A 26,702-nucleotide genomic window follows, 5' to 3' on the forward strand; every position below is an offset into this window, starting at 1 on the left:
GTCTGTGAGTGTGTTACACGATAATTCAATACGGTCATTTTGAATTCTGGTGAATAGACTCTGTGATTTTTAGACCCAATTGATCCAGTTATCAGAAACTCATCTCGCCACTCAGAGATTGCTTGGTGACTCTTAATATCATATTTTTTGATTAACGTACGTAAACCAGTTTGACCAGACAGCCATTCTTTGACGACCGTTAGTTTAAATGCATTTGAATATTTAGACATAAGAATACCCGATAACTTTCTGAACAGATTTTTATTCTGTCCAAGTTATCGGGTTCGCATCAGCTGCGATTACTTTATGACGATCGATCAAAGCAACTATTAGAATATTTAACAAAACGGCAATATCAAGGAATACCACATTAACAATGTCAAATAATAGCCAAGAAGTACTATTCGCCAATACGGCAATCTGATGTTGCAATAACAATAAAGCCAGGTTATTGGTGTACATACTAAAGTATGCTTTCAATTCATTACTATGATCAGGCAATAGTCCTTCGTGTATGGCACCAGGATCAAATCCAATACTGGGGTGAGTATACAACACAAATATAATTTGAATCAATACAACTAGAAATAATATAGTTGGGGCTACAATATTTCCCTTATCTTTAAATAACCATATCATCGAAAACCGAACTTTTTAAACACAAAGAAAGCTGATACTATACCGACAAGCAGCAATAAAAATACAATGGTCACCCATGTTGTGCCTTCACCTAACGTTTGGGGAGTCAATGTGTCACCAAGCGTCAAATTGGGTGACATTAAAGCAAAATATAAAGAAATGAAAATAAAAAAGTAAAATAGATAATCAATTAGATTATTCCCAAATTTAAAAAATACCAATTTAAATTTTGTCAATGTTTAAGCCTTTCTGCTCAATTAGCAAGAGAAATTGAATAAAATCGTTTTGCTGATTCACCCAAATCTAGTTGTACCAATTGAAATTGAATCACATTCAGAGCAGCTGTTAATTCATCAAACAATACATCAGCGAAATTTTCTAATGTTGGATTAATTTTTCTAAACGGTGCCATTTCATTGAGTGTTTGGCCCGAATATTTCTGCAAATAATTCTGAACGAGTAACTCAATATCTTCAAATTTAACAACTTCCGATGTTGACTCAGCCGGTGGTATGATATTTAGTACTACTTCCCAAGTGTGAGGATGTATTGCGCCTTGCCCATCAGACCAACGAATGGCGTGACTTGCATTGATAAATGTGCGTAATTTATATTGATATATTTTTTTAATCATCTGTTTTGCCTTTCTTAAACCGAGATAAGTCATCCAAAATAATTTGTTTAATAACTTTCAGTTCATTTGTAAAATTATTCGTGCGCCACGTTGCAGAATTTGTGATCATGTTGATGATGCCAATGAATCTAATGATTGATACAATCATGTTATAAAGTGGTAACGTTAATACAACCCACCATTTTCGTTTAAGATACTTTTTTTCTTGTTTGAAATCAATTAACATTCTGGTGACCTGCCAATAAATTAAAATTGAAAATAGCACATAAAGCAGATACATTAACACAAAAGACGCCAAAATAAGCACAGCCGAATAGCCATAAAATACTAGGACAAATAAACCAATCGTCCATATTAAACGTGGAAATAGGAACGTATGATCAACCATTAAACGACTGACCATAAAGTTTTTGAAGAAATTGCCAATGTGCATGTCTTCTGCCAAAAAATCTGACGAAACGTCAACCTGTCCTCTTTGCCACCTTTGGCGCTGTGTATAAAGTTCTGAAACCCCACCAATTGGTTCAACATAAAAAATAGCATTATAACAAAAACCAACTTTTTTACCCAGTCGCTCACGAATTTGAAACGTCATATCCGTGTCTTCGCCCACTGTATCAACGTTATACATATAGGTGCTCACTAATGTTTCACGTTTGAAAGCAGAAAAAGCCCCTGACATTGTAAACAGCTGATTCTTAGCTGATTCCATGCTTCTTCCAAACATACATGCCTGCAAATATTCAAAATATTCATTCACTCTCAAAACACGGGTTGACCATCTTTTTGTAGCTTGAATCATTTTCTTATTGGTCAAAACTGCGCCCGCAGCAGCGTCGATATCTGGATTATTTTCAAAATATAGTACCAAATTACGCAATGCGTCAGGCTGTAAGATACCATCTGTATCAAGATTAATGATATATTGACCAACGCTATTATAAATTGCTGAATTCAATGCCTTTGCTTTTCCTTGATCAGCGTCAATCCACTGCAAAAGTGCATTAGGAAAAGCCACCTGGGCACGCCCAAATTCACTAAAACTATTATCGTGGCTATTGTTATTAACAATCGTCATTTGTATTAAATTTTTGGGATAAGTGTTATTAACTATCGACTCAATACAATCAAACAATGTTTCCTCCGAATTATAGACAGGTAAAATAATAGAAATCATCGGTAGTTTTTTTGGAGTTGATAACGGTTGATTCAAAATTCTACTGTAATTGGTTCGAAAAGAATGCCAGAGCGTAGGAATAATTTCAAATAATATGGGAATTAACAGCCAACTGGCCCAAAATCCCAACTGATGAACTAATTGATTAATAAATGTATTCATACTGTCTCCCGATTTTGTGATGCAACTTGAATTAATTGACCTCGAGTGAAAATTGTAAAGTAAAAGGTCAGCATTAGCACGTAAAATAAGAGCCTACCTAAAATTGAGTGAGCCAAAAAGAAACTATCACTACCAAATAAATGGAGACTCGTCGACACAAAAGTGAGACGCAGAATGTTGGCAATAAAAATAAAAGCCACACCAGCTAGGGCAAGCCATAACCTTTGTTGCACCTTAAATACTGGGTAAAATGAAATAAGGCTCACAAAAGCTGCTGTTTCAACAATGCCAGAACATTCATAATCAACATTCATCAAAATAATACGTTCGTGGTATAGCACTTGAATGACATGTCCTAATGGCAATGTACTAAAAGTGCTAAAAAAATCACCAACTAAACCAACGCCCCAAGTCATGATTGTTGAAAACAACCACACAGCGTATGGTTTACTCCATAATACTAAAATAATAAATAATCCTAAACTACCCATCAAAAAATAAAATGCATCTAGTTTAGCACGTTTAAAGACCGAAAGACTATACACCCACAAAAGCATTACAATTAAAATAATTGTCTTCATCAACATCTTAAACACCTACATTTTTTTCTTTTAATGACCGCTTTAATCGTAATCGGTACACGAAAATAGCAACAAGGAAACCTATAAAAGCGATGATCCATGGTCCAGAAGAAGCCCCGACATATGTAATTGAAGCTTTTCCTTTAAAATATTGCCCATCCTTTCCTTCAAAATCATCATATTCACCACTTGAAGTCAGTGAAATTTCTGAATTTTCTGGAATTGTGACAGCTAAATCTTTGCGGTTAATCCGAAATTCATATACGTATTTAAACTTGGATTCATCACCTTTAACAGTTTCTACGTTAACATAACCGCCTTGCGTATCATGCACTAGGTGTTGCCAATCGCCAAAAGCTTGTGAAACATCAACTGAGAAATCGTGTCCTTCCCCGTTCGATACTACACCACTACCAAGCTGAATTTGATAAGGTTTCCCATCAATAAATAAATAATATTGCTGATGAAAATTTGCATATTTGTCTAATGTACTGAAATGATTTGACATGTCAGAATTTAAGTCATACCAGGCATCAATATAAACGTAAATGTAGTCTTCATCGTACGAAAGCTTAATATCACGTTGAAAATCAGTTTGTGTGCCATTGATATCGGCCGGTTGACTAGAGTTCAACTTTGTACCAGGTACATTACTCCAGTCATTAAAATCGCCATCAATCTGAATACTACTTGAATCAGCCGATACATTTTTGGTCACGTAAGATGAGACAAAAAGTACAGAAATAATGACTACTAATATGGTAAACACTGCTTTTTTCATGTTTGCTATAATCCTCGCTACTGTATTGTTTGCCACCGTTTTCACTAATTGATGGCTTCCAAAATTATCAATGCAACAATCTTGATTTAACGGTTCACAATGACACCGTCCACCGTGACTGCATTTTTACCGTTGTTTTTAGCAAAATACAGATAAGATTCGGCACGATTGTAAAAAATTTCTTTGGTCTTATCTTTGTCAAGCCACTCAGCAACGCCAATTGAGATTGTGACACCAAAAGTCCCTTTTTCAGTGTTGACCGACAATTTATTGACGGCATTTAGAATATTTAGAGACATTTTCTGTGCTTCATTATAATCAGTATTTGCCAGAATAATTCCAAATTCTTCACCACCAATTCGAAATAATTCAGCACCTTTATAATGCGTAATATTTTCACTGATAGCATGCGCCACCTCTTTTAAAACAGCATCACCAATTAAATGACCATAAGTATCGTTTACCAGCTTGAAATTATCTATATCCAATATAATAAATGCCAACTGAATTGTTTTATTTTGTGCCGCCTTAAAAGATTGATCAAAACTTTTTTCAAAAGCCGTACGACTACTCAACTGTGTTAAAAAATCAGTATTAATGCGTTCAATTAAAGCTTCATATTGTATACGGCCAACACTATTCACCATGTGAATGCAGGTCATATAAACAATCAGCTTACAAATTAGAGCGATAAAAAAAAGCAAATCAAGTTCTTGACTAGGTAAAATCAATAATCCCCACGCCGTGGCAAATACGACCATCGCAATTACAAATAATATTTTATTTTCAATGATTACCTTTGAAAATTTCTGAATAACATACGCAGACCCAGCAACAACCAACAAACCAATCAGTGCTATCACAAGGTTAAGACTTGTAATATCATGGTGCCCACTATTGAAATTGAAATCGATAAAAAATATGGTGGCAACCAAGATCAAAATGTATACTTGACCTCTCTCATTGAGCATCAATAGAAAATAAAACCATAACAAAACTTGTAAATTACACTCGGTTAACCATTGGGCATAACTATCAATCGATAGCAAATAGCTTTGTAACATAAAAATGCTAAATAATGGTACTAGTGAACGAATTATATGTAGAAATTTTTCATATTTTTTTGTTTGAAATGCTGCTGCCATGGCATTCAGAACCATGCAACACAACGAAATAATACCCACAACAATAAAAAATGAAAACACGCTGGTTAAACTAAAAAGACCAAAAAAAATTTTAAAAAATTCTGAAATGAACGTCATTTTGATCACGCTTATTCCCCTCGTCGTGCATCTTGCAATTAGTTAGACAGGTATTAACTTTAAACAAATATCCCTGTTGCAAAGTTACGCCTAATGTTTCCAGATTATCAGAAACGCTCTTCGTCTCAACCCCTTCAACAACTAAATCCATTTCATGTCTGCCAACAATCGATTGTAACAAATGAATTTGCAAAACAATCTCGTCTGGTGTCATCATTTTTTCGAGGTGACGATAAGATATTTTCAAGCGATCAAGATATTGAATAATAATTTCAAGATTACCTAAAGAATTATTACCAGTGGTCAAATCATCTAAAGCTAATCGATAACCCAATTCTTTTAAACGTTTAAATGCCGAAACATTAATGGTTTCACCATATTGACCATAACGTCTTAAAGTTGGAATTTCAGTAATTTCCAAAATTAGGCGCGAACGATTTTTCAGTGAAATTTGCTCCATGATCTGAAAAGTTGTTTCATATTCAATTTCTTGCTGATCCAAGTTTAGCGAAAAATACATTCCTGGATTGCTGTCTAAAATTCGGCACACATCTTCTACGATGTACTTCAAAAATTTCGCATGTGACTTTTCCGATTTGGTCATCCACGCATACTCGTCTTTCGGAAACCCAAGGACAATATTATTACGTAAAAGTAGTTCGAATTCTACCATTTGTTCATTTTTTAAATGTCGAATTGGTTGTCCAACAAAGTAAAAATTTTCAATTGCATCAGTTATAATAGTATTCAAAACACTATTGCTCCTTATATTTCAAATATCTATGCCACCTAAAAACTTTTACTATTTTAACGAAGAACATTATATTTAAATTTATGTAATAATATCTTAATTTTATCACACTCTCTATACTTTAATAAGTCCTATTATGTAGACAAAAAAACTAGCCACAATAGCTAGTTTCTGTTATAACGATTATTAAATGTTGTTAAATAAACGATCAATTGTCTGATAGTCGTCATCTGTCAAGTCAACTTTTAGTGTGGCCACATTGTCAGCTACTTGTTGCGGTTGTCTTGCACCTGGAATCACAACAGCAATATCAGGATTTTTGATATACCATGCCAACACAGTTTGAGCAACAGTGGCTTGATGATGATCAGCAATCTGTTTGACAGCGTCTAATCCAGTCATGATTTTACTAAATTGATTCGCTGAAAACTGCTTAAACTTGTTACCATCATCAGGCCGATATTTACCAGTAAGTAGCCCTGAAGCTAATGGAAAGTATGGCACAAACCGGATGTTGTTTTCTTTTAAGTATGGCCACAGTTTAGTTTCAGCTTCACGATCAACTAAGTTGTAATGATCTTCTACAAAATCAACGCCACCCTCTTTATTGGCTTCTTTGATTTGTTCTAAACTAAAATTAGAAACACCGACAGCCTTGATTTTGCCAGCTTGTTTCAGCTTAGTTAAAGCGGCAACAGCTTCATCTTTAGGTGTAACGTCATCTGGAAAATGAATGTAAAACAAGTCAATATAATCTGTTTTTAAACGTGTCAAAGCATCATCAACAGCTTGTGTTAAAAAGGCTGGCGAGTTGTTGATTTGTAAATCATTATTGGGATCCTGCGCTGCTTTAGTCGCAATTTTAACATTTTCGCGGGTATAATTCTGTAAAACATCCCCAATTATTTCTTCAGATCGACCTAATCCATACATAAAAGCAGTATCAATCATTTGAATATTTGAATCCAACGCTTCCTTAACAAGGTCATAACCATCTTGATCATTTAGACCGTCAAACAAATTATGTCCGCCAACTTTATTTGTGCCAATGCCTAATTTTGCAGCCTTATTGTTTAGTTGATTCACAACTTCTTTATCTATCACTTGCGTCTCCTCCTGCTTACTATTTATAACTATAATTATAAACCCTAGGCAGCTAACGCCAAAATCATCTGTTTGTAAAAATTAGTTAAGTGGCAATGATTACATTCTTAAACATTTCGTTTATTAAATATAACGAATGCTATGCCATAAAACAAGATGAGATATACGATTAAACCAATAATGACATTGATCAATGTCATTATTGGTTTGAGAAGTAACATCGTAACTAAATTGGGTCGTTCCAAGTAAGATATTAAAAGGGTACCATTTCAATAGTTCAGCTTTTGAAACCAGAAATTGTGACGCAGCAGTGACAATGTTAATGCCTAATGTAAACGCAACCCCCAAAGCAATTGCTGCGCCAGAACTACGGACAATATTAACCGCTAACAATACCATTCCGAGGACAAGTACTGAGGGGGCAAAACTGCTCACACCATAACTGATTAAATTTTTAAAGAAATGTGGTCCCACTGTAATGTGAAATAATAACTTGGCAATCAATACAGACAATGTAGCGACAATCATCAAGACCATCATCTATTACGCTATCTCATTGCCCTTTTGCGGTGAATAATGAGGCAATAAATCATTCAAGTTTTCATTTCACTACATTGATACGGCGGATATAGATGACGAAAACAACTCAAAAAAAAGAAGCGTGATGAGTTAACAATCACACTTCCTTTCTCAACAATATAAGAAAAGTTTATTGATTAATTTGTTATAAAATCAGAATTCTTTTCTCCAATTTTATAATACTGGCCCGTATTCCAATCTTTAAATACATATCCCATACCGTTACCTAATACATTAATTAGTCCCATTCATATATTTAGCCGACCACTGCTTAATTTTCTCATCAGTTGGCATATCTTGACGAGTACTTTGTGACAGCGCATAGTACGGATCTGATCCATCATTTGAATAATTTTTAACCCAATAATCATACGTCTTTGCTTCGAACAAATCTGGATATTGTTGTTTCAATTCATTCAAATATTCACCACCGTATTGGGCTTGATATTTACCACCACCGACACTATTAACCGCATAAAGTTGTGTCCCAAATCCTGTTGGCACATCATTGCCATAAACGCCGGCACGTGAAGCTGATACGACCTCTTTTCCAGACAAATTATAAACTTGGTTATCAACGACATCAGCCATGTCCTGCATATTTGATTGGTGCAATGCTTTAATTGCAGTACGCAAATCCTCATCAGTACCGTACTTAGTTGGTGTTTCAAATCCCAAATCATATCGGTCAGTAAATGCATAGCCATTATCAATTGTTGAATCTAAGAACGTATGGTCCCCACTTGAACGATATTGTGGTGCCATCTCAAAACTCGTGATTCCCCATTTTTCAAATAAATTAGCATTTTTAGCAATGACTACGTTAGTCAATTCATCATGGGTAGTCGCTTTAGGCTGGAAGTTAGAAAAGCCTTCGTAAATCAAGTTCGAATCTAATGCCGCATTAGAATGTAACACTTTGCCATCAGTATTTGCATCCGTTGATGCTGCGGTTCGGGCATCTTGATCATCGCTAGCTCCTACGGGTACCCAAACTGCTAAGTAACCTGATACCTCTGGATTAGCATAGCCTTGCACATTAGTGTATTCTTGTCCAGAAATTTCTTTGTTTGAGAATGTTAATGTACCTTGATTATTTGTCCAAGCAGTTGGTGCATCGTCATCAGAAGAATACGTAACAATACCGTCGCTAGTAGTTAATAATGCAGCTCGGTACTTTTGGTTTTTATGAGCAGCACCCATTTCTAATGTAACCGTATCTGAGTCATTAAGTGTTAACGATGAATCATTACCTACCAGCACACCAACACCCTCCGTACGTGTTTCATCCGTACCAAGATCATTAGCCGTCATTGCGTCTTTACCAAAACGAACACTTTTTAACAAACCATTGTTATCTACGCTCATGGTTTGGCCACCGCTCACGTAACTCTTTCTAGTATTCATCAAAGATACAATGGCATCGTAATAAATGCTTTGCTTTTCCATATATTGGCCATCGTCTTAATAGATATCACCATAATAAACACGCGGAACCGTGTCCTTATTGGTAAGCATCAAAGCATAGATACTAGGCAAGTTATATAGTATTTAAACGCTGTCTCTCTCCACTGTCTTTATCAAAGCTATAGAGAACGCTGTCAATTGTGCGTTTGTCACCCTTCACTTGATAACCAGTTGGGTCAAAGAAAAGATCCTGACCATCAATATATTGCTCTCCAGTGACAGCCACACCATCAGCACCAAAGTAAGCCCATTTGCCATCAGCAACTTGTTCGAATTGATTCGTCACCATTTCACCGCTGGCAGCTTGATAGAAACGCATCTTGCCAACTCCATCTATATAGGTTTCACCCTTAACCTGTTGTCCGTCTATCTTGAAGTATAGATTCTGACCATTAATTTTTTTGTCGCCTATTACAGCATTACCTTGATTATCCAAGTACATCCATGATCCGTCTGGCAATTCACCAAAATCATTTTTTAGTTTTTCACCGCTCATACCTGTGTAATAGTTTATTGTTCCATCATCATTAATGACTTTGTCGTTCTTAACTTGTTTACCGTTATTATCGAAATAAAATTCCAGACCATTAATTTTTTGAGCACCAATAGCAGCAACGCCATTAACATCTAGATACATCCACGAGCTGTCCGGTAACTCTGCCCATGAATTAGTCACCATATTTCCAGTACTACGATCATAGTAATGTACATTGCCATTAGTATCCGTAATGGCTTCGCCCTTCACTTGAACACCATCTTCGTTAAAATAGACATTTTGGCCATTAATATTTTGCTGTCCCGTTACTGCTATCCCTTTATCATTTAGGTATAACCATGAACCATCAGCCGTTTTACCCCAGTTACTGACAACCAAGTTTCCTGTGTTACCATCAAAATAACGAACATTTCCATCAGTGTCTTTAACAGCAACACCCTTAAGTTGTATACCATTAACGTCAAAATATTGTTGATTAGCCGTGCCGTTATCTGCAGTAATTGTTGTTAAACCAACGGCCATATGCCCATCTGAGAAGAAGTAATGCCATTTGCTATCTGAATCTCGATAATATTGATTAGTAATTTGACGACCTGTACTACTGTAATAATATACATTAGTACCATCCGACAAATAAGCATCTTGTAACTCTACACCATTTGGCAGGAAGTAATATTTTTTACCATTAATTTCTTGACCACCAACAACCATGTAACCATCATTATCAAAATAATACCAATTGTCATTATCTTGAATAAAGGTATTCTTAGCTTGGTAACCACTTGTAGAGTAAAACTCAGTCTTACCATTATCAACGTTGGTAAACCCTGTGCTTGTTTTTTCACCTAATAATTGTTTAGGTAAAAATTTGCTACCACTTGAAACATTAAAGTATTGATTTGTCGCCCAATCCTTGAGAACATACCATGCACCACGCCCTTGAATGTTTGAGCCATTAAAATACTTAGCTGACCATTCTGTGATTTTGACATCAGGGTTCATTGCTTCACCGGTTGAAATTTGTTTTGTTTCAAATAACTCAGGAAAATCTTGTTTTAACTTATCTAAGAAAGCACCACCATAAAATGCCTGATACTCTCCGCCACCGACAGTATGAGAATCATATAACGTATTGTTAATAACCGAAGTTTCGTTTATCTTTCCTGACCCATTTGTTCGACTAGCAGTCACGATTTCTTCGCTAGGCAAATTATAAATTTGGTCTGGGACCCAATCATTGATAGCCTGAATGTCTTGAGCATGTAATGCTCTTAAAGCGTCTAATAGTTGATCAACTGTACCGTATTTTGTAGGCGTATTATAACCAATGTCGTATCGATCCGTGAAGGCATAACCATTTTGAACAACTGCATCTAAGAAACTATTATCAGTGCTTGACCGATATTGAGGTGCTAATTCAAAACTAGTTATACCGAGATTTTTGAATAGTTGCGCATTTTGAGCAATTTTAACATTGGTATATTCATTAGTCTGAGTTGGCATCGCTTGAAAGTTTGAAAAACCTTCATAAATAACCTGAGAATCCAAAGCAGCGTTTGAATGATAGGTATTACCATCTGTTGAAGCTATCGTACTGCTTTGATTCCTAGCATCTTGATCATCTGTTGCGCCAACTGGCACCCAAGCTGCTAAATAACCAGAAACCTGAGCATCACTCACACCAAAAACCATGTCAGATTTAAAAGTCAAACGACCCTGGTCATCTGTATATGCCAGCGGTGCATCGTCATCACTATTATAAATTTTCAATCCATCTTTAGTACTTAACATTAATGCACGGTAAGCTTGATTTTTGTGTACAGCGCCCATGTTAAGCACAATTTGCTCATCATTATTCAGATTTAAATCAGTTTTGTTACTGACAATTAACCCAATACCTTGTGTACGAGTTTCACTGGTACCAGTATCAGTAGCTGTCATGGCACCTTTCCCATAGCGGACAGATGTCAAAAGGCCTTGATTATTATGCAGGTAAGCCATATTCATTGATTGACCACCTGAAACATATTTTACTCGCGACTGAAGCAATGAGGTAAGTGCATCATAATATGGTGACTTAGCAGACATATATTGTCCATCATCCGTAAACAAATCACCATAATACACACGAGGAATTGTATCTTTGTTAGTTAACATCAATGCATATGATGAGGGTATATTATATGCAGTGTACTCTTTATCAGCTTTTAATTCGTCGGCATTATATATTTCGAATGCTTTGGCAATTTCATCCGTTGAAACAGTCAATCCATCATCAGAACTAGGATTAATTTTATCTTTAATAATTTGCGCAATAACGGTTTGTACTTCACTATCATGTGCCCGAATAAATGAATAGTTCGGTTGTGCTTCATTTTCTGTTGAATCTTCTGAGCGATTTACTAGACTTGTTACAATATCTGGTTCCAACCCGCTACGAGCACTACTTGGCATATTTAATGAATACTTTAACGCCAAATGCATTGGAAAATCCATGATTGATTGGTTATTTCCCTGTGATTTTACATACGCCGGATCATTATTATCCCAGTCTTCTAAGATAGAAATGTGATTGTTTGCATTAGCATCACTTTTATCCGTTCCATACGCTGCCTTAAAGTAATCGCCAGCAATTTGCAACAAATCAGCATTCACGTTGTCAACAGCATCAACTCTGTAACCATCAAAATTTGCCGTTGGATCATTTTGGACGATACTACCGATATTCATCATGTAGTACAACCAATTCAATTGTTCAGCTTGAACAATAGGGTTAGAATTATCAACATCGTTGGCCAACAGCATCTCATAGCCACCTTGATTACCGTCTGTTGTAATTTGACCTTTTTGGTTCGTTGGCGTTCGATTTAATAAACGATAATCAGAATTAGCATTTGGTGTCAAATCACTATTCACATATAGGAGCGCACCACCTTGCAAATGATCTGTTCCTTTAGACTCACTACTAATGTTCCAATTTGATTGTGAGTCAACCATTTGGTCCATATCAGTCTTAAGCCAGTCAGTGGTACCTAATAGGCCTATTTTCTCTTCAATATTTTTTTGAACAGTCAGTGCCATAGCTGTCAAACTATTCATACTATCCTTGTTTGATAGTACAACGTCATCTGATAATAATCCAACAGATTGCATATATTTTAAGTATGAAACTTGGGTATCTTTATCCGGCCACCAAGACATCAACAATGGTCGAAAATCATTTGCTGTTGAAGCTGTCCATGTTGTACCATTTTTCAATATATCTTTAGGTCGATACCAACTGTTAGCCGTTAGATAGCCATCAACTTGTGTAAAACTGTCCGAAGACAATGAATAAGCCGCATTATGCTCATTTCCTATATTGACCAAACCATCGGTATATTGACTACTATTTGATGTCAAAGTACCGGTATCTTTGTCGAAATATAATACTTGACCGTCCACAATGGCTGTAAAATTTTTCTTGGGCTGACCATCATCACCAATGAAATATGTTTTACCATCGATTTGCTTAATACTTTTTGATTTTTCTGAAGGTGTAACTGTTGTGTTCGCTGCTTTATCTGTCGTAGCTGTTGTATCAGCTACTTTGTCCGTTGTAGCTGCCGTGTCAGTTGCTTTATCTGTTGTAGCTGCCGTGTCAGTTACTTTGTCCGTTGTAGCTGTCGTGTCAGCCACTTTATCTGTCGTAGCTGTCGTGTCAGCCACTTTGTCCGTCGTAGCTGTCGTGTCAGTTACTTTGCCCGTTGTAGCTGTCGTATCAGTTACTTTGTCCGTTGTAGCTGTCGTGTCAGCCACTTTGTCCGTCGTAGCTGCCGTGTCAGTTACTTTATCTGTCGTAGCTGTCGTATCAGTTACTTTGTCCGTTGTAGCTGTCGTATCAGTTACTTTATCTGTCGTAGCTGTCGTATCAGTTACTTTGTCCGTTGTAGCTGTCGTATCAGTTACTTTGTCCATTGTAGCTGTCGTTGTGGCCACTGCTATATTTTTTGATTGCGCCACCGCAATACTAGTATTGTTAATACTATCAGCGCTTACGTTAGCTATGGAAACGCCAAATATCACAGCAGAAAAAATACCAGCTGTTACTAACATTTTCCCGGATTTATACAATTTTTTACGATCGCATATTATTCTTTTGTCTCTCATGAAATTTTCCTCACTTCATATTCTTTCCCGTAAAGTACCTATAAAAATGTCAAACCTTTACCATTTCATTTTATAGGCCATCTGCTGCTCTTTTTTACTTTATGCATAACAGAATATTCAATATTGAATAAACCAAGAAAAAAAATATATATCATGCTAATTTTTAGTTATGTAGGTTGCAAGAATTAACCGAACACTGCAAACTTCTGAAACACCTTTCATGGTGATTACCAATTGAATATTTTCATTCGTCTGGCATGATGAAATGATTGATTTGCATTCTTTATTCCTTGATAAAAACAGATTAAGGCTGATGTGACTGCCTGACTATTACGGCCACTAACGCGTTGCACAATTTGTTGTTGTCGGCTAACTTTTCCAGTTATTGCCACTAGCAGGTCATCCTGTTTCTTACCAGATTGCATCGTATCAACTTCAAAATACCCAAGCATTTGTCGTGCTTGGACATATTTTAGTCTTGATGCCATGGAGCGATCGTGTACAGATTCGTGACGTCTACCATTAAATTGACGTTTTTGAGGAATAACATTTTCAGTTTGAGTCACAATTTCTAGCACCCCGATTTTTGGGTAACGGAAACCAATGCGATTCTTAAAGAAAAGAAACGGCTGCTGTTATATGGTGATTTCCACGCAGATGATGTTCGTTGTGTGTCGGTGATATCTGCTTTATAAGACACGACTTGATAAATTTCAATTGAGACGCTCGCGAATGAAAATGAATGTCGCACAATGGCACATACAAAATAATTTAATTCCAGCGAAGTTTGAATTTTTGAGATAAGAAACAGGTCATAGGTCGCAGTTCCTTTATGGTTGTTTTAGACAATTACCATTAAAAGCGCTGCGGCTTTTTTGAATTCAAGTGTTCGGTTTAGTCTTACAATCCACCATTATCAAAATTTATATCGCAGCCGGCTGAGGGAGTATAATTGTGAAAGAATTTAAGAGTAACATTATCAAAGAAAAGAGAAAACTAAGGAGTATGTCGCAAGCGCAACTGGGTGATATTGTTGGTTCCCAGGCCATGGTTTCAAGAATAGAAAATGGACAAATTTTACCAAATGCTCAAACCATATTTATTTTATGTAGTAAACTTGAGATTACCGTTGAAGAATATTTCTATAGTATATTTGGTCCAACTCAAAATACAACTATTTTTAGAAGTAAACTAAATGAGTTGTACCTGAAAGGGAATATCGCGGAATTACAAAAAATATTTTCTCAATATAAGCATCATAAATCACTAAATATAGAAACAAAACACCGCATGTTGATGGTAAAATCAACTATTTATCACCTCTCCTTTCAGTTAGCAGATGCAACAGATCAAAATATACTTTTTTCATATTTTGACCAAATAATTAATTGGCAACTTTACGATATCTATCTATTTCAAGCTACAATAAATATGCTTCCTGTTAAGAAAACAAAATCGTATTTCTTAGATATTTTGTCACAATATAACAGTGAATCCAATGTTATGTGCTATCCCGAAACCATCACTAGTATCATAATCATTTTTTTAGAAACTAGTATCATGCAAAAAAAAAGTGACATGATCATTTTTTTTCTTCATAAATTGGAAATGAAGACAATATCACTCAACACCAATCAACAATTGTGGCAACTCTTTCTAACCGGAGTTTATAATAATAATGAAAAAAAAATAAAAAAAGCCTATAACATTACAGAATATTTAAATGATACTGATACCACTCAGTTATTTAATAGAATACTGTCATACTACAATAAAAAATAACATGATTAACATATAAAAGAGCTCTTGAAAAATCAAGAACTCTTTTTTCTCTTATATTGAAAACCCTGAACGATTTTAATGGTAATTATCTCAACCACACATAAAGAAATCGTGGCACACGCAATCAAAAGGCCTTCGTCACAAGCGTCAATCTGATGAGCAATGCTAAATATTGATGCATGGTCGTACCATTGAATCAAATCCCAAAATTGTTCAAGCACGACAAAATTTGGGTTCTTTTTAAATTACTATCATGCGATCAATTAGGAATCGGGATGATGCCTTTGAAACAACCACTGAGAGACAATTCCAACAACAAAACATTTGCGACACTTATCGCCATAATAGTCAGATGGTAACAACGGTCTTATTTCACCAAAAAAAACACACGCTACCGTGTGCTCTAAGACATATTAAATTATGCTTGATTCAAATCAATTAAAATTTTAGCTTGTGACTTATCACGTGTCAACGCTTCAAAACCATCATTAACAATATTATCCAATTCAATAGTATCGGTGATAACTGGTTGAACATCAATTTGACCGCTGCTTACTAAATCAACTGTTTGTTGGAACGTTTCTTTTGAATAAGCAATCGTTGTGGTCAACTTGACACCAGCGTTCATCAATTGCATTGGATCAAAGCTAATTGGCTTAGCAAAAATTGAAACAATCACAACATTACCACGTGGACGTGTTGCCTCAATTGCTTGTTCGAACGTTGGTTGTACGCCAGCAACTTCAAATGATACATCTGCACCACCAGGAATAATCTCTTTAATCGCAGCAATTGCGTCTGGGACTTGGCTAGGATTAATGACATCTGTTGCGCCCATTTCCAATGCCTTCTTCAAACGAACTTCTGACAAGTCCACCGCAACAATCTTAGTTGCCCCAGCAGCTTTTGCAGCCGCAGCAACTAACACACCAATTGGTCCAGCACCAAAAATAACAACCTTTTCGCCAAAGCGCAAATCACCTTCTTTAACGGCTTGAACAGCAACAGCCGTTGGTTCGATTGTGGCAGCTAATTTCAGTGAAAAGTCCTCTGGAAGATGATATAGATTTTCTTCTGGGACATTGACGAACGAAGTGAAACCACCATCTGTGCTCAAACCAATGAAGCTATAGCCATCATAAACATCAAGATTATCAGGTGAAATACCCTTAGTCACTGTTGGATTAATTGAAACATGATCGCCAACTTTAAAATTGGTAACATCAGCACCAACTTTTTCAATGACACCAGAAAATTCATGTCCCATTGTCAATGGCGCTTGCCCACCAGTCAATGTGTCTGGTGCATCAACTGGAATAAAGACGGGTCCTTCCAAATATTCATGTAAGTCACTGCCGCAAATTCCAGCATACGCTACACGTACAACAACTTCGTCGGACTTTGCTGGCTTTAACGCAACATCCTCGACTCTAACATCTTTCACACCATGCCATACAGCTGCTTTCATTATTATGTCTCCTTTGATGACAGTAAGTTTTTAAAGACTATATGTCTTTAGTAATATTATAACGCTTATTATATTTCTTTGTGTAAAAAATCACCTAAAAATAGTGATTAAACACAACTAAAACTCACCCTTACCATCTATGTTTGTAGGATATTTTACAAGCAATATTTTTGCATCGCCTGTAGTTATCGTTTAATGTAAGTGTTATCAATTAAGAAAGAAGGAAAATGAAAATGTCATTTCATGAATTAAGTGACGGACAACAATTACCAGCAGTTGGTTTTGGTACCTATAAATTAAACGGTATCACGGGTGCTCACGCTATCACTTCAGCAATTAAAGCTGGCTATCGTTTATTAGACACTGCTTTCAACTACCAAAACGAGGGCACTGTTGGTCAAGCCATCAAGGCATCTCACGTCTCTCGTGACGAACTGATTATCACTTCCAAGTTACCAGGTAAATATTATAGTGACCAACAAGCATCGATTGATTTAATTCAAGAGTCCTTGTTTCGTTCAAAGTTAGATTACTTCGACTTATACTTGCTTCATTGGCCAAACCCAATTGATGATCATTATGTTGAAGCATGGAATACGCTAATTCAAGCACAGAAGTTTGGTTTGGTAAAATCAATCGGTGTCTGCAATTTCTTACCTGAACATCTAGAGCGGCTACAAGCAGAAACGGGTCATTTACCCGTAGTCAATCAAATCGAATTACATCCTTTCTTTAATCAAGCTGAAATGCGTGCGTATAATTCTGAACACAATATCCTAACTGAAGCTTGGAGTCCCCTAGGCCGAGCAAGCGATTTATTGACTAACCCAACCCTAGTTGATATCGCTAAAAAATATCACAAAAATGTTGGTCAATTGATTTTGAAATGGGAAATATCGCTTGGTGTTCTCCCTATTCCAAAAGCCACTCACTTTGCCCGTCAAGTTAGCAACTTGGATATTTTTGATTTTGACATCACGGAAGACGACATGGCACGTATTAACGCACTGTCAAAACCTGATGGTCGAACTAATAACCAAGACCCTGCCAGTTATCAAGAATTCTAAAAAAAGCTTTTAATCTCTTCAACAATAAGAGATTAAAAGCTTTTCTTTGATCAAATTTTTAAACGAACCCACCGAATACATCATCCAAATCAATTGGTTCATGTTTCGTCACAATTGTTTCTTTGTTGACAAATGTTTCAATACCAAAGCGGCCTAATTCGCGACCATAGCCGGAATTTTTAACACCGCCGAATGGCAATTCAGGTAATGTACCACCAAAGCTATTGACAAAGACTGCACCAGTTTCTAGTCGTGATGCAACTTCAGTTGCATGTTCAGCCGAACCACCAAACACAACGCCACTCAAACCATAGTGCGAATCATTAGCCAAAGCGATAGCTTCTTCTTCATCCTTGACTTTGTATACTTGTCCAACTGGACCAAAAAATTCTTGATAAAATGCTGGGTTTTCTTTAGTAATGTTGGTCAAGATAACTGGCTCAAACTGTGCAGCTGGCAAGTTCTGTTCGACACTACCAAACGCAAGTGTTGCGCCAGCATCGACTGCCGCTTTAACCTGTTTTGTCAGATTCTGCTTAGCTTTTGAAGTGCTAAGTGGTGCCAAAGTGGTATCTGAATCCATTGGATCACCAATTTTCGCTTCAGAAAAGGCTTCTTTAAACATATCTAACAGTGCATCATAGTTCTTTTCTGTCACAATAAAGCGCTTTGACGAGGTGCAGACTTGACCAGCATTATACAAACGTGCGCCACCAATAATTTTCTTAATTTCTGAAAGATCAGCGTCTTCCAAAACAATAAATGGATCACTGCCGCCGAGTTCAAGAGAACTCTGCTTCATGTTCTTACCAGCTTCTGCGGCAATCAATTGTCCAGCACGCTCTGACCCTGTCAACGCTACACCCTGAACACGATCGTCTGCAATAATATTATTCACTTGATCATAGTCAACGTAAAGATTAGTAAAGGCACCGTCTGGTACACCTGCTTCGCTAACAACTTTTTCAAAGGCGCCAGCTGCCATTGGCGTGTTACTTGCATGCTTCAATAACATGGGATTACCTGCCATGAAGTTAGGCGCAAAGACACGCATAATTTGATAGTATGGGAAGTTCCAAGGCTCAACTGTCATCAAGACACCAGTTGGTCTTGAAATGGTTTGGGCTGGTCCGATTGATGATTCAATTGGCTCTGGTTTCAAAAATGCCGCTGCATTTTTGGCATAATAGCGTGCAATTGATACACAAATTGCAACTTCACCTTGCGCTTCTACGAAACGTTTTCCCATTTCAAGAGTTAAGACTTTGGCTAACTCATCTGTTTTTTCTTCAATTAAGTCAGCAACTTTATTCAACGCTGCAGCACGACTCTCAACAGGATCATTACGCCATTTTTTATACAGTGCGTGACCCTTGGCAATTGCGTTTTCGACATAGGCATCATCATGATTGTCATATGTTTTAATCACTTCATCTGTAAATGGATTAACTGTTTGATAGCTCATTTTATTCGACCTTTCGTTTGATACAGAGTGAGTATAACTAACAACATCATTACTATAACACCGTTCAAATTATTACAAAAGTATTTAACTTGTGATTTTATATGCAAATAATATGTAATATTTTTCACAAAAAAACATGACCATCAATTGATCATGCTGACTATTCAACCCTAGCTATATAAGCTAGGGTTTGCTGATAACATTTTTTTGCTTCTTTTGTTTGATAATTAAATTGATATTCATGTGTGATGGATTCATTGGAATGGTTAAAAAATTGACTCGTCACCAGAACCCCTAGTTGTTTTAACTTTTTTTCAAACGCTAAACCTTGGTCTTGAAAAGAATAAGCATTCCCATCTGTAATGTAAGTTGGTGGAAATTCACCTGTCAGGTGATCAACTAAGGAAGCTTGCTTTATCTCAACAGACTTTTGCCATTGGCGTGTTCCTAATTCACTCCAAGCAACTGAATGAACAAACCACTTTAAGAGTAATGAATCACTTTTTTGATCTAATACTTGCTTAAGATTGACTGGGCCACAATAGGAAATCGCGCCTTTAACAGCATCTTTTGGGATAGCTGTTTGAAATTTCATACGCTTGGCGTAGCTTTTATTCGTTGCTAACGCTGCATATTGCAAGGCAATTTGTGCACCAGCCGAATCACCACCAACAATTATTTTTGATGTATTCAAATTTGATTGGCTTTTTAGATAATTTATCGCGTCATTTAACTGATATAGTTGGCTTGGATAAGTCGCAGTGGGCGCCAACTGATAGTTAATAGCAATGACTGTTAATTTGGCGTCAGCAGCGATTTTTGTGGCAAATTCCTTCATGCCACTTTTGTCACCACCCACATACCCACCACCGTGAACCCAGACAAGTGTTGCTTTAGAGTTTGTTACATTTTTAGGTCGATAAATATCTAAAGTGTTTTTTTGATAATAGGACGGATAAACGACATTACTGGTCACCGTTACATTTTTAGAAGCCGACTGAAAAGCACTTTTATCCGTAATCGTTACTGGCCCATCAAACATACGTTTAATCAAATATGCACTTGGTCTTGGAGACAAACTGAATGCTAACAAAGTTGTCAATATTATGACTAATAAGGAAACAACCAACCAGAAAAGCCACCTTCTAATTCTTCGCCACATGAACCATTCCCCTATTCATATCTCGTTCTTTTAAGTTACTATTACTTTTATCATATCATGTATATGAACACAAAAAAACAAACCCGTGAGGGTTTGGAAAGGTTTAATGATCATGCTATTAACAAACACCACTATCTGAATCTATTAATGTCCTAAACTCCAACCACCATCAATTGGCACTACTGCACCATTGATATAATCAGCTTGTGGACTAGTTAAAAATAAGGTGAGATCAGCTACTTCTTGTGGTGTCGCCCAGCGTTTTGCAGGTGTTTGTTCAGCCACTTGCTTCGCCATAGCACCATCACCCGCAAAGTCTGCCGCATTCATCGGCGTATTGATAGCTCCTGGAGCAATCGCGTTGACGTGAATACCCTTTTTTGCATAGTCAAATGCCAATTGCTTGGTGTAACCAATGATAGCGTGTTTGCTTGTTGTATAGGCCGCGCCACCTCCACCAGCAGAAAATCCTGCGATTGACGCCATATTCACAATGTGACCACTACCTCTTGCAATCATACCTGGCAACACTGCATTAGTTGTAATAAACATGGGCGTAACATTCACGTCTAAAACCTGTTGCCAATTCTCTAAATTGATTTCTAAACTAGGTTGATAATCGTCTAAAATACCTGCCGTATTGACTAAAACATCAATGCTGGCGTTCTCTGTAATAGCAGTGAGCAAATCAATCAACGCGTCATGATGGCTGATATCGAGTTGATAAGTTGTAAGCCTCTCATGCTGAGCATCTATAACTTGTTGATCGATTGCAAACACATTCGCACCATTTGCCAAATAACTCATCATCTGAGAAAAACCGATGCCAGAAGCGGCACCGGTAATCAAAATATTCTTATTTGTATATGTCTTAGCCATTATTTACTCAAATCAACTATTTTACTAAGTGAAAAAATAATAATACCACCCACGATTAATGAAACAAGTTCGCCGGGTACTAGACTAATGTAATACGCCAACCATTGTGCGAAAAGGCCACCTTTCGACCCAGAGGCAAAAGCACCACTTGCGCCAATGCTGAAAGCAAACGTAAATTCCGCAGCCAAAATGGCCATGCCGATAGTGGATACCACAGCCGAACTAATAATAATTTTTACAATCGCACTTTTTACTTTTTTTGTAAACAAATAAGTGACAGTAGTCATAATCACGGTTCCTAAAGTGCCAAATACCCAATCAATCCAACCCAAAGGTGAGACCAAATTAGCGATTAATACACCTAATCCAAGCGCTAATACATAACGCTTGTTCCAAGCTGATAAATGATTCAGCCCTTCAGATAGGCGTAACTGAACTGGACCAAATCCTATTGGTGCAACAACGATAGTAATCGCTGCATACAAAGCAGCGACAATTGCTACCATAGTAATGTTGCGCGTACGGCTTGATTCTGAAACTGTCATAGATTTTTGCATTGATAATTCTCCTAGTTTTGATGAGCGGGATGGTAGATGAACCGCTGTTTTCATTGTCACGTTGATGCCTATGTTTTATCAACGATCAGTGAGTGTCTTGATTAATTCGTACTTTCATCCATAAAATCTTTAAGTTGCTTTGAACGACTTGGGTGGCGCAACTTTCTCAGGGCTTTGGCCTCGATTTGGCGAATACGTTCACGTGTTACACCAAATACACGACCTACCTCTTCCAACGTACGCGTACGCCCATCTTCCAATCCAAAGCGCAAACGTAACACGTTTTCTTCTCTATCAGTTAGTGTGTCCAAAACTGACTCCAACTGCTCACGCAACATTTCGTAAGCAGCTGAATCAGCAGGTGAAACGGCTTCATTGTCCTCAATGAAATCGCCCAAGTGCGAATCATCCTCTTCACCGATAGGTGTCTCAAGTGAAACAGGCTCTTGCGCAATTTTCAGAATTTCACGAACCTTGTCGGCCGTCAAATCCATTTCGGCACCAATTTCTTCCGGTAGCGGTTCACGCCCAAGGTCCTGCAATAATTGACGCTGAATACGAATCAATTTATTAATTGTTTCGACCATGTGAACTGGAATACGAATTGTACGTGCCTGATCAGCAATAGCACGTGTAATAGCCTGGCGAATCCACCATGTGGCATAAGTTGAGAATTTGAAACCTTTGGTGTAATCAAATTTGTCAACGGCTTTCATCAAACCCATGTTACCTTCTTGAATTAAATCCAAGAATTGCATACCACGACCGACATACCGCTTAGCAATCGACACAACCAAACGCAAGTTAGCTTCGGCTAATTCTTGTTTGGCTTCAACATCGCCATTTTCAATTCGCTTGGCAATTTCTATTTCTTCGTCGCCTTTCAAGAGGTTAACGCGCCCGATTTCCTTGAGGTACATACGAACAGGGTCGTTAATTTTGATACCAGCTGGCGTTTCTTCTGCTTCGGCTAACTCCTCTGCTGATGGTTTATTTTGTTTTGCTTTCAACACTTCTGGTGCTGGGTCACCATTGTCATCAACAATTGCAATGCCCGCATCTTCAACCTTTTCCATCAAACGTTCGATGTTTTCTTCATCTAAATTGAATGGCTCTGCCAAACGTTTTGATAAATCAGCATAAGTAATTGACTTAGCAGTCTTAAACTCAGCAATTAATGCTTTTGTAGCCTTGTCATATTCTGGATTTTTAAGTGGACCAGATTTTTTGGCTGACTTTGGCTTTGAGGCTTTTCCTGCCGCAGCTGCTTGTTCGGGTGTCTTACCTTGTGCTAAAGCCAATAATTCAGCTTTTTTAGCGCGACTATTGTAAGCAATATTGTTTTCATCTAGGTATGCTTTGATATCTAAAATTTTGCTTGAACTTGAAACAGTTGTCATGCTTAACTCCTTTTTACACTAAAAGTGCGTTCCATTACTGTTGTTGCTTCTTAATATTAATCAATTCCGTTGTCAATTGTACTAACTTCGTGTCGTCATGTTGTTGCTTTGCAACGTTAATTTGTCGTTGCAATTCATCAATCCTCGACATTTGTGGGGCATCATTGATGATTAAACGTAAGTAATCGCTAACCGCTTCGTCTTTAACTTCTAAATCACCAAACAAACGATCGATTGCCATTATTTTTTGGTTCAACTCTGGTTTTTGCAAAAAATCCATAAATTTTGCAATGTCGAAACTACCAATATGATCTCGCTGATAAACTTCAGCTAACATCATTAATAGCTGATAATCTGAATGAACAAACGCAAAACCGGCAGTAGATTTAACACGACGCATCACTTGTGGGTCTTTAATCATTGCCATAATTAAGGCACGCTCGGCCAACTCCACTTTGGAAACCGTATTTTTAAACTGTGGATTAGCCTCATAAAGTTGATCATAATAGTTATCTTGTGGTGGCTCACCATAGAAATCATCCCTAGTCGTCAAACGTTGTGATTGCGCCTGTGGTTGGTTGGATTTCTGCTGAAGTGTTTGCGTCAATTGCGCTTGTAACGCTTCCTTAGAAGTGCCGAACTCTTTAGAAATTCGAGTTAACTGTAAATCCTGCTCCACTGGTGTAGCGCGGTTCAATATGATCATCACTTCTTTTAAAAATTGCAAATATTGCGCTTGATTGCTCAAGTTTTTGTCACGTTTAGCATCATCAACCAAAAATTCAATCGGTGTTTGGATATTTTGTGTCAATGACTGTGCTAACTGGGGTAAGCCTAATTTAATCCGCACTTCATCTGGATCAAGGTTATCAGGTAAATGAACAACGCCAATTTCAAGTGATTTTGCATTGTTCGTAATCAACTCAATCGAGCGTCGTGCAGCCGTCTGACCAGCATCATCCCCGTCATAAACCAGTAAAATGCGTTTGGCAACTTTTGCTAATTGGTGGACATGATCACTAGTTAGCGCAGTTCCCATAGTCGCAACACCAACTTTTTGATCAGCCATGTCAGCAGAAATAACGTCCATGAAGCCTTCAAATATCATCGCTGTGCCAGTTTGTCTGATGATATTTTTCGCACGATCAAAATTATATAGGATTCGCCCTTTCGTAAAAAAAGGACTTTCAGGACTATTCATGTATTTAATTGAATTGTCTTTATCCAGCGCGCGACCAGAAAATCCAACCACTTGGCCGCGCTCAGTTTTAATTGGCCAGACGATTCGACCAGCAAAACGGTCACGCTGTTCGCCAGAACTATTGGTGAGAAATAATTCCGAGGCTGACAAGAGTGCTGGCGCTAAATTCTGATTTTGTGCGTAACTCAGTAACAAATTATCATCAGGTACAAAACCAATGCCAAATGTCTTAATAATATCATCTGTCAAATGGCGTTTGTCGTGAAGATATTGAAGTGCAGCTTCTCCTGAGGTCGTATTAAGTAGCGTGTGTTGATACAATCTCTGTGCATCATTGTGCAATTGATAAATTGCTTGAGTCGTCGCATCAACTGGGTGCGTCGCCGTCGCTGAAATACTACTGTCAATCGGCATGTCAACACTCTCAGCCAAAAACAGGATAGCCTCTGGATAAGATAGCCCTTCTTTTTCCATAATAAAGGAAAAAACAGAACCGGAACGACCGCAAGAAAAACAATTAAAAACTTGTTTGTTTTCCTCAACAAAAAGTGATGGATGCTTGTCTTCGTGGAATGGACACGAACCATTCCATTGACGTCCTTTTTTGGCGAGCGGCGTGTACTGACCAATAACATCAACAATATTTACTTTCGACCGTACTTCATCAATGAATGATTGCGGAATTCTACTCGCCATGCACACCCCTTTCCAAACAATAAAAGTCGCAAACGACGTCGTTTGCGACCTAATCTTCGTATATAAAATTATACGTTCAATATTTTAATTTGTCAAGCCCTTTTATTTTTATTAAATCGCTTTATAGCAACGTTTTAAGCATATCAGGATTTCAAATTTCGTATATTATGTTAACTTGATGTGCATGTTCAGACATCACAACTAAATCGCCTTTTAATGGATTAAAGCCCCGCTCAACATTTTCAACACTGGCGTAGAAACTTTTTGAATCAATTAAAAAAACACGTCACGCTTTTCGTTGCTATAATCATATTCAGTTGTGATTGCGTTTCCCATCAGCAACCTACAAAAATAATTGTGTATAATTCATTATACGAACATACGTTCGCTTAAACAAGCGAATAAAACATTAAATTTGTGACAAAATCAAAAGCTATGCTATAATAAAGACATAAAAAAGATCCGTAGCGCTAACTACGACTCCTAGCAAACCCGTTGAAGACGGTGGCTAAGTTTAATAATCTCTAATGATCATCTGCCTGCCAAAGCTAAGATGGTCATTTTTTTGTGCTGTTTTTGATCAACACAACAACTAAAGTAATTAACGCTAGGATAAACATCCCAAAGCTAATCATCAGCTGTAAAGTATCCGATACGGACACCAGGCATCTCCATTCCTAGAATCTGGGTTTACAGTTTTAACACCATAAGCACCACCTCCACTCAGGATAGCCACCATCTTAACTTGTTTGCCATAATTAGTATAACATACCCTAAAATAGCAATTGGTCTAAAACTTAAACGCTTGTGAAATTTTAAAACACGGGCATTAAAATAAGGCTTCCAAAGACTTTGTGAAATTTTTTTTGGAGGCCTTATTTTTTTATACCTGTGAAACGTTGAAATAGCGTTACTTATGATAGCGTGCATTATGTTAACTTAAATTGGTATAGATTCTTTAGTGTCTTTTGATGATTAACCTAATCAACTGAATAATAAAGAGATATTGAATACATATGTCCAGCGCTTTATACCAAAAAAGCACAAAATTGTAACAGTTAGTTCAAATGAACTAGACCAAATTAAACATTGGATCAATGTAAGACCAAGGAAAATTGCTCTTATACTAAAAAAATGGACTATTTTTATTCAGTCCGTAAAATGAAAGTATAGGAGTATTTTTATGTCAATTCGTTATTCACAAGATTTTAAAGATTCACTGGTTAAACTTCACCAAGAAGGA

General features: G+C 37.1%; 21 protein-coding genes and 3 pseudogenes. 2 read left to right on the top strand and 22 right to left on the bottom strand.

The genetic code is table 11. The features are described 5' to 3' along the window. The 13 genes and pseudogenes from FF105_RS10575 to FF105_RS10635 form a co-directional block, all read right to left on the bottom strand. Positions 1 to 230 (bottom strand): annotated as a pseudogene (locus FF105_RS10575) (helix-turn-helix domain-containing protein); the annotation flags it as partial. Positions 231 to 261: 31 nt separating this feature from the next. Continuing rightward, positions 262 to 639 (bottom strand): hypothetical protein, encoded by a 378-nt coding sequence (locus FF105_RS10580; RefSeq protein ID WP_290046861.1) that lies wholly within the window; start codon positions 637 to 639, stop codon positions 262 to 264. A gap of 253 nt (positions 640 to 892) precedes the next feature. Further along, positions 893 to 1,273: a 6-carboxytetrahydropterin synthase gene (locus FF105_RS10585; protein WP_010295749.1), complete on the bottom strand. Its 381-nt coding sequence runs from the start codon at positions 1,271 to 1,273 to the stop codon at positions 893 to 895. Beyond that, positions 1,266 to 2,612: a TIGR03111 family XrtG-associated glycosyltransferase gene (locus tag FF105_RS10590; protein WP_147651732.1), complete on the bottom strand. Its 1,347-nt coding sequence runs from the start codon at positions 2,610 to 2,612 to the stop codon at positions 1,266 to 1,268. Before FF105_RS10590 ends, FF105_RS10585 begins: the two co-directional genes overlap by 8 nt. After that, positions 2,609 to 3,199, bottom strand: a complete 591-nt coding sequence (gene xrtG, locus FF105_RS10595; RefSeq protein WP_010295751.1) for an exosortase family protein XrtG — start codon at positions 3,197 to 3,199, stop codon at positions 2,609 to 2,611. Before xrtG ends, FF105_RS10590 begins: the two co-directional genes overlap by 4 nt. Before the next feature lies 1 nt (position 3,200). After that, positions 3,201 to 3,974, bottom strand: coding sequence for a Firmicu-CTERM sorting domain-containing protein (locus FF105_RS10600; RefSeq protein ID WP_010295754.1), 774 nt, complete (start codon positions 3,972 to 3,974; stop codon positions 3,201 to 3,203). A gap of 86 nt (positions 3,975 to 4,060) precedes the next feature. After that, entirely contained in the window at positions 4,061 to 5,038 is a 978-nt protein-coding gene (locus tag FF105_RS10605) for a GGDEF domain-containing protein (RefSeq protein WP_228934281.1), read from the bottom strand. Positions 5,039 to 5,210: 172 nt separating this feature from the next. After that, positions 5,211 to 5,987: an EAL domain-containing protein gene (locus tag FF105_RS10610; RefSeq protein WP_147651734.1), complete on the bottom strand. Its 777-nt coding sequence runs from the start codon at positions 5,985 to 5,987 to the stop codon at positions 5,211 to 5,213. A gap of 186 nt (positions 5,988 to 6,173) precedes the next feature. After that, positions 6,174 to 7,091, bottom strand: coding sequence for an aldo/keto reductase (locus FF105_RS10615; protein WP_010295765.1), 918 nt, complete (start codon positions 7,089 to 7,091; stop codon positions 6,174 to 6,176). Between the two features lie 123 nt (positions 7,092 to 7,214). After that, complete coding sequence (locus FF105_RS10620; protein ID WP_010295768.1) at positions 7,215 to 7,631, bottom strand: hypothetical protein; 417 nt, start codon at positions 7,629 to 7,631, stop codon at positions 7,215 to 7,217. 176 nt (positions 7,632 to 7,807) lie between these two features. Continuing rightward, positions 7,808 to 9,215: pseudogene (locus FF105_RS10625) on the bottom strand (glycoside hydrolase family 70 protein); the annotation flags it as partial. After that, on the bottom strand, positions 9,211 to 13,782 hold the full coding sequence (locus FF105_RS10630; protein ID WP_290046862.1) for a glycoside hydrolase family 70 protein: 4,572 nt from the start codon (positions 13,780 to 13,782) through the stop codon (positions 9,211 to 9,213). The pseudogene FF105_RS10625 and the gene FF105_RS10630, both read right to left, overlap by 5 nt. A gap of 227 nt (positions 13,783 to 14,009) precedes the next feature. After that, positions 14,010 to 14,348: a hypothetical protein gene (locus FF105_RS10635; RefSeq protein ID WP_010295432.1), complete on the bottom strand. Its 339-nt coding sequence runs from the start codon at positions 14,346 to 14,348 to the stop codon at positions 14,010 to 14,012. A 388-nt stretch (positions 14,349 to 14,736) separates the two neighbouring features. Between FF105_RS10635 and FF105_RS10640 the strand changes: the two genes are divergently transcribed. Next, positions 14,737 to 15,564, top strand: coding sequence for an Rgg/GadR/MutR family transcriptional regulator (locus tag FF105_RS10640; RefSeq protein ID WP_147651740.1), 828 nt, complete (start codon positions 14,737 to 14,739; stop codon positions 15,562 to 15,564). Positions 15,565 to 15,982: 418 nt separating this feature from the next. Here FF105_RS10640 and FF105_RS10645 read toward each other — a convergent pair whose 3' ends face one another. Further along, complete coding sequence (locus FF105_RS10645; RefSeq protein WP_010295435.1) at positions 15,983 to 17,032, bottom strand: 2,3-butanediol dehydrogenase; 1,050 nt, start codon at positions 17,030 to 17,032, stop codon at positions 15,983 to 15,985. Between the two features lie 233 nt (positions 17,033 to 17,265). On the opposite strand from FF105_RS10645, the gene FF105_RS10650 reads away from it, so the two are divergent. Next, entirely contained in the window at positions 17,266 to 18,099 is an 834-nt protein-coding gene (locus tag FF105_RS10650) for an aldo/keto reductase (protein ID WP_010295437.1), read from the top strand. A gap of 58 nt (positions 18,100 to 18,157) precedes the next feature. On the opposite strand, the gene FF105_RS10655 is transcribed toward FF105_RS10650, so the two are convergent. From FF105_RS10655 to FF105_RS11670, 8 genes and pseudogenes are all read right to left on the bottom strand, one after another. Then, positions 18,158 to 19,564: an NAD-dependent succinate-semialdehyde dehydrogenase gene (locus tag FF105_RS10655; protein ID WP_290046863.1), complete on the bottom strand. Its 1,407-nt coding sequence runs from the start codon at positions 19,562 to 19,564 to the stop codon at positions 18,158 to 18,160. 160 nt (positions 19,565 to 19,724) lie between these two features. Then, positions 19,725 to 20,726, bottom strand: a complete 1,002-nt coding sequence (locus tag FF105_RS10660; protein ID WP_147651742.1) for an alpha/beta hydrolase — start codon at positions 20,724 to 20,726, stop codon at positions 19,725 to 19,727. Positions 20,727 to 20,870: 144 nt separating this feature from the next. Beyond that, positions 20,871 to 21,605: a 3-oxoacyl-ACP reductase gene (locus FF105_RS10665; RefSeq protein ID WP_010295443.1), complete on the bottom strand. Its 735-nt coding sequence runs from the start codon at positions 21,603 to 21,605 to the stop codon at positions 20,871 to 20,873. After that, complete coding sequence (locus tag FF105_RS10670; protein ID WP_139968696.1) at positions 21,605 to 22,162, bottom strand: QueT transporter family protein; 558 nt, start codon at positions 22,160 to 22,162, stop codon at positions 21,605 to 21,607. Before FF105_RS10670 ends, FF105_RS10665 begins: the two co-directional genes overlap by 1 nt. A gap of 101 nt (positions 22,163 to 22,263) precedes the next feature. Beyond that, complete coding sequence (rpoD, locus tag FF105_RS10675; RefSeq protein ID WP_010295445.1) at positions 22,264 to 23,562, bottom strand: RNA polymerase sigma factor RpoD; 1,299 nt, start codon at positions 23,560 to 23,562, stop codon at positions 22,264 to 22,266. 34 nt (positions 23,563 to 23,596) lie between these two features. Then, on the bottom strand, positions 23,597 to 25,459 hold the full coding sequence (gene dnaG, locus FF105_RS10680) for a DNA primase (protein WP_010295447.1): 1,863 nt from the start codon (positions 25,457 to 25,459) through the stop codon (positions 23,597 to 23,599). A gap of 187 nt (positions 25,460 to 25,646) precedes the next feature. Next, a pseudogene (locus tag FF105_RS10685) lies at positions 25,647 to 25,795 on the bottom strand (excinuclease ABC subunit A); the annotation flags it as partial. Between the two features lie 221 nt (positions 25,796 to 26,016). Then, entirely contained in the window at positions 26,017 to 26,094 is a 78-nt protein-coding gene (locus FF105_RS11670; RefSeq protein ID WP_370687704.1) for a putative holin-like toxin, read from the bottom strand. Positions 26,095 to 26,702 lie beyond the last annotated feature (608 nt).

It is taken from the genome of Leuconostoc sp. UCMA20149, assembly GCF_030400235.1.
Classification (GTDB): domain Bacteria; phylum Bacillota; class Bacilli; order Lactobacillales; family Lactobacillaceae; genus Leuconostoc; species Leuconostoc pseudomesenteroides.